Source organism: Mycobacterium sp., from assembly GCF_044342925.1.
Lineage (GTDB): Bacteria > Actinomycetota > Actinomycetes > Mycobacteriales > Mycobacteriaceae > Mycobacterium.
Genome location: NZ_JBIIOV010000171.1, coordinates 1 through 6,886 on the forward strand (window position 1 = coordinate 1; position 6,886 = coordinate 6,886).

Below are 6,886 nucleotides of genomic sequence, written 5' to 3' on the forward strand. Positions count from 1 at the left end.
GTCCGGCGGAGTCATCTCGGTGACGCCTGCGTCGATGCCGAGCGCTCGGTGCATCTCCGGACTGATCGGGATGGACTTCTGCTGCCGGCTGAACACCCCGCCGCCGGCGCTGATCAGTGCGGCGTCATAGTCCTCCCAGCTGGATCGCGGCAGGTCGAAAAGCCGCTGACGCTCGTAGAAGGAACGAGCGGCATCGGGGTCGGGGTCGACGAAGATGTGCCGGTGGTCGAACGCGGCCACCAGTCGGATGTGTTCGGACAGCAGCATGCCATTGCCGAAGACGTCACCGCTCATGTCTCCGACGCCGACGACGGTGAAGTCCTCGCTCTGGGTGTCCACCCCCATCTCGCGGAAGTGGCGTTTGACCGACTCCCAGGCGCCCTTGGCGGTGATGCCCATGGCCTTGTGGTCGTAGCCCACCGAACCGCCCGAGGCGAAGGCATCCCCGAGCCAGAAACCGTAGGACTTCGCGACATCGTTGGCGATGTCGGAGAAGGTGGCGGTGCCTTTGTCGGCCGCGACCACCAGGTAGGCGTCGTCGCCATCGCGGCGCACCACCCGCTGCGGCGGCACGATGCGCCCCGATGTCGCGTCGACGTTATCGGTGACGTCGAGCAGGCCGGCGACGAACAGCCGGTAGCAGGCCACCCCCTCGTCGCGGAAGGCGTCCCGGTCGGCGGGCGGGCGTTTGACGACGAAACCGCCCTTGGCCCCGACCGGGACGATGACGGCGTTCTTGACGGCCTGGGCCTTGACCAGTCCGAGGACCTCGGTGCGGAAGTCCTCGCGACGGTCAGACCAGCGCAGGCCGCCGCGGGCGACCGGCCCGAACCGCAGGTGCACCCCTTCGACCCGCGGGGAGTAGACGAAGATCTCGAACTTCGGCCGGGGTAACGGCAGCTCGGTGATCAGTTCGGGATTGACCTTGATCGCCAGCACGTTGCGGGCACGAGCCGAACCCGGTTCGGTGACAAAGTAATTGGTGCGCAAGGTGGCCTCGATCATCGAGGCGAAGGCACGGAGCACCCGGTCGGTGTCCAGACTGGTCAGCGCGTCGATGTCAGAGGCGACGGCGCGCGCGGCGGCCTTGGCGTCGCGGCCCTTGCCCGCCGAGTCCGGGTCGAAGATGGCTTCGAACAGCGCGACGAGCGACCGGGCGGTGGAGGTGTTCTCCCCCAGCACCGATTCGATGTGCGCCTGGCTGTAGGGAAAGCCGGCCTGACGAAGGTATTTGGCGTAGGCCCGCAGCAGCATGACCTGCTGCCAGGTCAGCCCGGCCCGCAACACCAGTTCGTTGAACCGGTCCACCTCGACGCGGCCCTGCCAGATGGCGGTGAGGGCGTCGGTGAAGCGGGCCGCGGTGTCGTCCCACTCCTGACTGCTGCCCAGCGGCGGAATCGACGAGTCGGGGCGGATCTTGAACTGGTAGATCCACACCGTCAGCCCGTCCGGACGCGACACCGTGAACGGCCGCTCCTCGAGGACTTCGACCCCCATGCACTGCAACATCGGCAGCAGCTGGCTCAGCGACGCCGACGTCCCGCCGAGGTACCAGGTCAGGTAGACCTCGCCGTCGGCCTCCCCGGGCTCGAACTGCAATTGCACCGAATCGGGCTGCAGACTTTCGACGATGCCGATGTCGGCGATCGCCTCGTCGGCGGTGACGACCTGTTTGAATTCCTCGGGCAGCGCCTCGGCGTAGTGCTCGGCGATGCCGGAGTCGATGGCGCCTGCCTGTGCCGAACCCAGCAGCCGGTCGCCCCACGTGCGGGTGGCGGCGGTGAGCAGGTCGCGGATCCGATCGCGGTTGGCGTCGGAGGTGTCGATGTGATGGCTGGTCGGCCCCTCTGGCAGCACAACGGTGAAATGCACAACCGCCCATGGTGATTCGCTGACTCGGGCGGCGTAGTCGATGCTGGCGCCGGCGAACTCGCGCATCAGGATGTCCTGCATGGCCAGCCTGACGCCGGTGGTGTAGCGGTCGCGCGGCAGGTACACCAGGCACGACACGAAGTGACCGAGCCGGTCGGTGCGAAGGAACAGCAGGGTGCGCCGGCTCGACCCGAGCTCGATCACCGCGTCGGCGGTGTCAAGCAGTTGCTCGGCAGTCAGGGTGAACAGTTCCGAGCGCGGGATGGTTTGGATGATGTCGAGCACCAGCTGGCCGGGATGCCGCGGATCGTCATGGGAGAGGGCCAGTGCTTCCTGGACCCGCCGGGAGATCAGCGGGATGTCCAGCACGTTGGCGTTCATCGCCGCGACGGTGAACAACCCGACGAAGCGATGCTCGATCGCCTGCCCGCCGGTCCTATCCCCCGAGTCGCTGCGCTCCTGCCCGCCGGTCCTATCCCCCGAGTCGCTGCGCTCCTGCCCGCCGGACTCCCGCACCACCACGATGTACGGGTAGGCGCCGTAGCGCAGGAAGCTCGGCATGGTGGCCTGGGCGAGCACCAGCGTCTCCCCGGGCCGGCTGAGTTCGGGCAGCACCTCGGTGCGCAGCTTGGCCACCCCGAGCCGGCTGGACTCATCGGCGGTGGCGGTGCCGTCGGCGTCATGCACGGTGCAGCGCTGGGCACCCAGCAGCACGAAATGGCCGTCGAACCAGCGCAACAGGTACGAGACATCCATCCGGTTGTCGCCCGGGAATCGGGTGCCGTCGTCGGCGGCGATCTCGTGCGCCAGGTCCAGCAGGGCGGCCGACAGGGCCGCGGAATCCTGCGCCACCTGACGGGCGTCGGCGACCACCATCGGCAGCAGCCGGACCGCTTCGTCCACCGCCCGCTGGTTGGCGGTCGGTGCCAGCTGGATGTGGATCCAGGACTCGTCGATACTGCCGGGGTCGGCGCCGGCGGCCGAGGAAGGCTCGGCGCCGGCCGGCTCGACACCGGTGAGGGTGCCGTCGGCGTCCCGGCGCACCCGCACCGCGGGGTGCATCAGTGCGGCGTAGGCGACTCCGAGCCGGTGCAGGAGCACGGTGACGGAGTCCATCAGCATGTCGGCCTGATCGGTGACGATCTGCAGTGCCGGGCCGAACCCGCCCGGGTCGTCGGCGGCGCGGACAGCGACGAGTGTCTCGCCGGGCTGCCGTCGGTGCGCCAGCTGCTGGTGGGCGTGCACCAGTGCCGATGGCACCTCCGGCGTTGCGGCGATCTGAGCGCTGGTGTGGAGCGCTCCGCCGTGCGGCCCGCGATAGGTCGCCGCGTACGCCTGCGCTAGTTCGCCGCAGTCCGGGCCGGTCACAGCCCCGACACTAGTCCCGCGTCAGCCTGCGGTGGGTGACTCTGTGCGGACGCGCCGCCTCAGCGCCGAGGCGTTGGATCTTGTTCTCCTCGTAGGCACCGAAGTTGCCTTCGAACCAGTACCACTTGGCTTCGTTGGCGGCGTCGCCCTCCCACGCCAGGATGTGGGTGCAGGTGCGGTCGAGGAACCAGCGATCGTGCGAGATCACCACCGCGCAGCCGGGGAACTTCTCCAATGCGTTCTCCAGCGAACCCAGCGTCTCGACGTCGAGATCGTTGGTGGGCTCGTCGAGCAGCAGCAGGTTGCCGCCCTGTTTGAGGGTCAGCGCGAGGTTGAGCCGGTTGCGCTCACCACCGGACAGCACACCGGCCGGCTTCTGCTGGTCGGGGCCTTTGAACCCGAACGCCGACACATAGGCGCGGGAAGGGATTTCGTTCTGTCCGACTTCGATGTAGTCGAGCTTGTCGGAGACCACTTCCCAGACCGTCTTCTTCGGATCGATGCCGGCACGGGTCTGGTCGACGTAACTCAACTTCACCGTGTCGCCGATGCGCACGGTGCCGCTGTCGGGCTTTTCCAGACCGACGATGGTCTTGAACAGGGTGGTCTTGCCGACGCCGTTGGGGCCGATCACCCCGACGATCCCGTTGCGCGGCAACGTGAATGACAGATCCTTGATCAGGATCCGGCCGTCGTAGCCCTTGTCAAGGTGGTCGACCTCGACGACGATGTTGCCCAGCCGCGGGCCGACCGGGATCTGGATCTCCTCGAAGTCAAGCTTGCGGGTCTTCTCGGCTTCGATGGCCATTTCCTCGTAGCGCGCCAGGCGGGCCTTGTTCTTAGCCTGCCGGGCCTTGGCGCCCGAGCGCACCCAGGCCAGCTCTTCCTTGAGCCGCTTCTGCAGCTTCTGGTCCTTCTTGCCGGTGACCTCGAGGCGCTCGGCCTTCTTCTCCAGGTAGGTCGAGTAGTTGCCCTCGTAGGGGTAGGCGCGGCCGCGGTCGAGTTCGAGGATCCATTCGGCGACGTTGTCGAGGAAGTAGCGGTCGTGGGTGACGGCGAGGATCGCGCCCTTGTAGTCGGCCAGGTGCTGTTCCAGCCACTGGACGCTTTCGGCGTCGAGGTGGTTGGTCGGCTCGTCGAGCAGCAGCAGGTCCGGCTTGCTCAGCAGCAGCTTGCACAAGGCCACCCGGCGCCGCTCACCGCCGGAGAGTTTGGTGACCGGCTCGTCCGGCGGCGGGCAGCGCAGCGCGTCCATCGCCATCTCCAGCTGAGAGTCGAGGTCCCAGGCGTCGGCGTGGTCGAGCTCCTCCTGAAGCCGGCCCATCTCCTCCATCAACTCGTCGGTGTAGTCGGTCGCCATCAGTTCGGCGACCTCGTTGAACCGGTCGAGCTTGACCTTGATCTCGCCGAGGCCCTCTTCGACGTTCTGCCGAACGGTCTTCTCCTCGTTCAGCGGCGGCTCCTGCAGGAGGATGCCCACGGTCGCCCCGGGGGCTAGGAAGGCATCACCGTTGTTGGGCTGATCCAAGCCGGCCATGATGCGCAGCACGCTGGACTTACCGGCACCGTTGGGGCCGACCACGCCGATCTTGGCTCCCGGCAGGAACGACAGGGTGACATCGTCGAGGATGACCTTGTCGCCGTGAGCCTTGCGGACCTTGCGCATGGTGTAGATGAATTCCGCCACCCGCCCATCCTAGGTCGGCCCCATCCGGCGGCTGTGTCAGGCCGAGAGGACCAGCCCCTCGTCGTGCGCATCGTCGTGCGCATCGTCGTGATCGACGTCCTGATCGACGCCGTCGTGATCGACGCCGTCCCCGGCGGCGGTCTCCTCGGCCGGCTCACCCGGGCCGCCCTGCGACTGCGGCGGCTGCTCGATCCGGACGATCGCACGGGACAGATCCGGCCCGACCGTGCTGGCCCGCATCTCCAGCGACGACCGCTTGACGCCGTCGCGGTCCTCGTACTCGCTGGTGTGCACGGTGCCGACCGCGATGATCGGCGCCCCCTTGTACAGACCCGCTCCCACGCCGGTGACCAGCTTCCCCCAGCAGTTCACGGTGATGTAGAGCGTCTGACCGGGCTCCCAGGTGCCCTCGGCGGTACGCCGCCGCGAATTGCTGGCGACCCGGAAGCTGATCACCTCCTGGCCGGCGACCACCCGGCGGCGCAGGTCGGTGATGATGCGCCCGACCACGGTGATGGGTGTCTCGAACATTGTCAGATCCTTTCTTCGGTGCGATGTGTGCCTTCATTGGGCACGACCGCACCGACAGCGAGGGCCGTCGCAACGGACACCTCTCGGCCCTGCTGTGGATGAAAAGGCCGCTGGGGATGGGTGGCCAACCGGTCGAGTGCGCCTGGGGTCAGTGGCCGGCGCGGTCGCGGTGGGCCAACTCGGCCAGCATCGCGTTGTAGGCCACCATGTCGGCGTCGTGGTCACGATCGGCGGCCCGGTCCAGCCGGGTTGCCGTCCGCCGATCGCTGCGCTGCCATTGGATCAGCAAGGCCAGCATCACCACCACCAACGGCACCTCGCCGGCCGCCCAGGCAATCGATCCGCCGAGACGCTGATCGTCGAGAAAATCGGTGTGCCAAGGCAATTGCAGCGACCGGTAGAACGGTTCGCCCAGCACGTTCGACGATCCCATCAGGATCACCCCGAAGAAGGCGTGCAACGGGATCGAGGCGAACACCATCCCGATCTTGGCCAGCGGCGGCACCGCGCGGGGCGTGGGGTCGATTCCGATGACGACCCAGTAGAACAGGTATCCGCTCAACAGGAAGTGCAGGTTCATCAGCACGTGCGCGGCGTGCTGGCTGACCGCCGCGTCGAAGATCCCGCCGAAGTACAACCCGTAAAACCCGGCCACGAACACCACGGTGGCCACCACGGGGTTGGTGAAGAACTGTGACACCCGGCTGTGCAGGCCGGCCAGCAGCCACTCCCGCGGGCCTGGCGGGTTGCCCTTCCCGGCGGTCGGCAGCGCACGCAACGCCAGCGTGGTGGGAGCGCCCAGCACCAGCAGGATCGGGATCAGCATCGACAGCAGCATGTGGGCCGCCATATGCACGCTGAACATCGCCGGTGAGTAGCGGCCCATCCCCGAGGACGTGGCGAACAGCAGCAGCCCGCAGCCGAGCAGCCAGGCCGCGATGCGTCCCGCCGGCCATTCGTCGCCGCGGCGCCGCAGCCGCACCACCCCGGCCAGGTAAACCACGGCGAAAACGATTGCAGCCGTTCCGAACAGGAGATCGAAGCGCCAGTCCAGCAGAATGCGGGCCAGCGTCGGCGGCCCGGCGAAGTCGTAACCCAGCGCCACCTCGGCCGGCGACGGGTCGCTCACCGCCGGCGGTGGCGGCGGTGTGCGACCGAGCCCGACGGCGATACCGAACGTCGCCCCGAACACCAGAACCTCGGCGGTCGCCAGCCGAAGCAGCGGGCTCCGCGCCCTGGGGTCGGCCTGCAGGGCGGCCACCGCGGTGCGGCGTTGTCGCCAGCCGAACGCCCCCAGCGTGACGAGCGCGACGACTTTGGCGACCACCAGCCACCCGTAGGAGGTGGCGAACAGGTCCGGCAACCGAACCCGCACCACGGTGTTGACGATGCCCGACACCGTCATCGCCAGGAAGCACCAGAAAGCCA

At 67.9% G+C, this 6,886-nt stretch carries 4 protein-coding genes; all 4 read right to left on the bottom strand.

Annotated elements, in window-relative coordinates; genetic code table 11:
- Positions 1–3,240, bottom strand: a 3,240-nt coding sequence (locus tag ADBZ6I_RS14870) for an NAD-glutamate dehydrogenase domain-containing protein (protein ID WP_526385149.1), incomplete at its 3' end; no start/stop codon positions are given.
- Between the two features lie 10 nt (positions 3,241–3,250).
- Entirely contained in the window at positions 3,251–4,927 is a 1,677-nt protein-coding gene (ettA, locus tag ADBZ6I_RS14875; RefSeq protein ID WP_526385151.1) for an energy-dependent translational throttle protein EttA, read from the bottom strand.
- Positions 4,928–4,963: 36 nt separating this feature from the next.
- Entirely contained in the window at positions 4,964–5,458 is a 495-nt protein-coding gene (locus ADBZ6I_RS14880) for a single-stranded DNA-binding protein (protein ID WP_526385153.1), read from the bottom strand.
- Positions 5,459–5,606: 148 nt separating this feature from the next.
- A partial coding sequence (locus tag ADBZ6I_RS14885; RefSeq protein ID WP_526385155.1) for a bifunctional copper resistance protein CopD/cytochrome c oxidase assembly protein occupies positions 5,607–6,886 on the bottom strand: 1,280 nt, incomplete at its 5' end.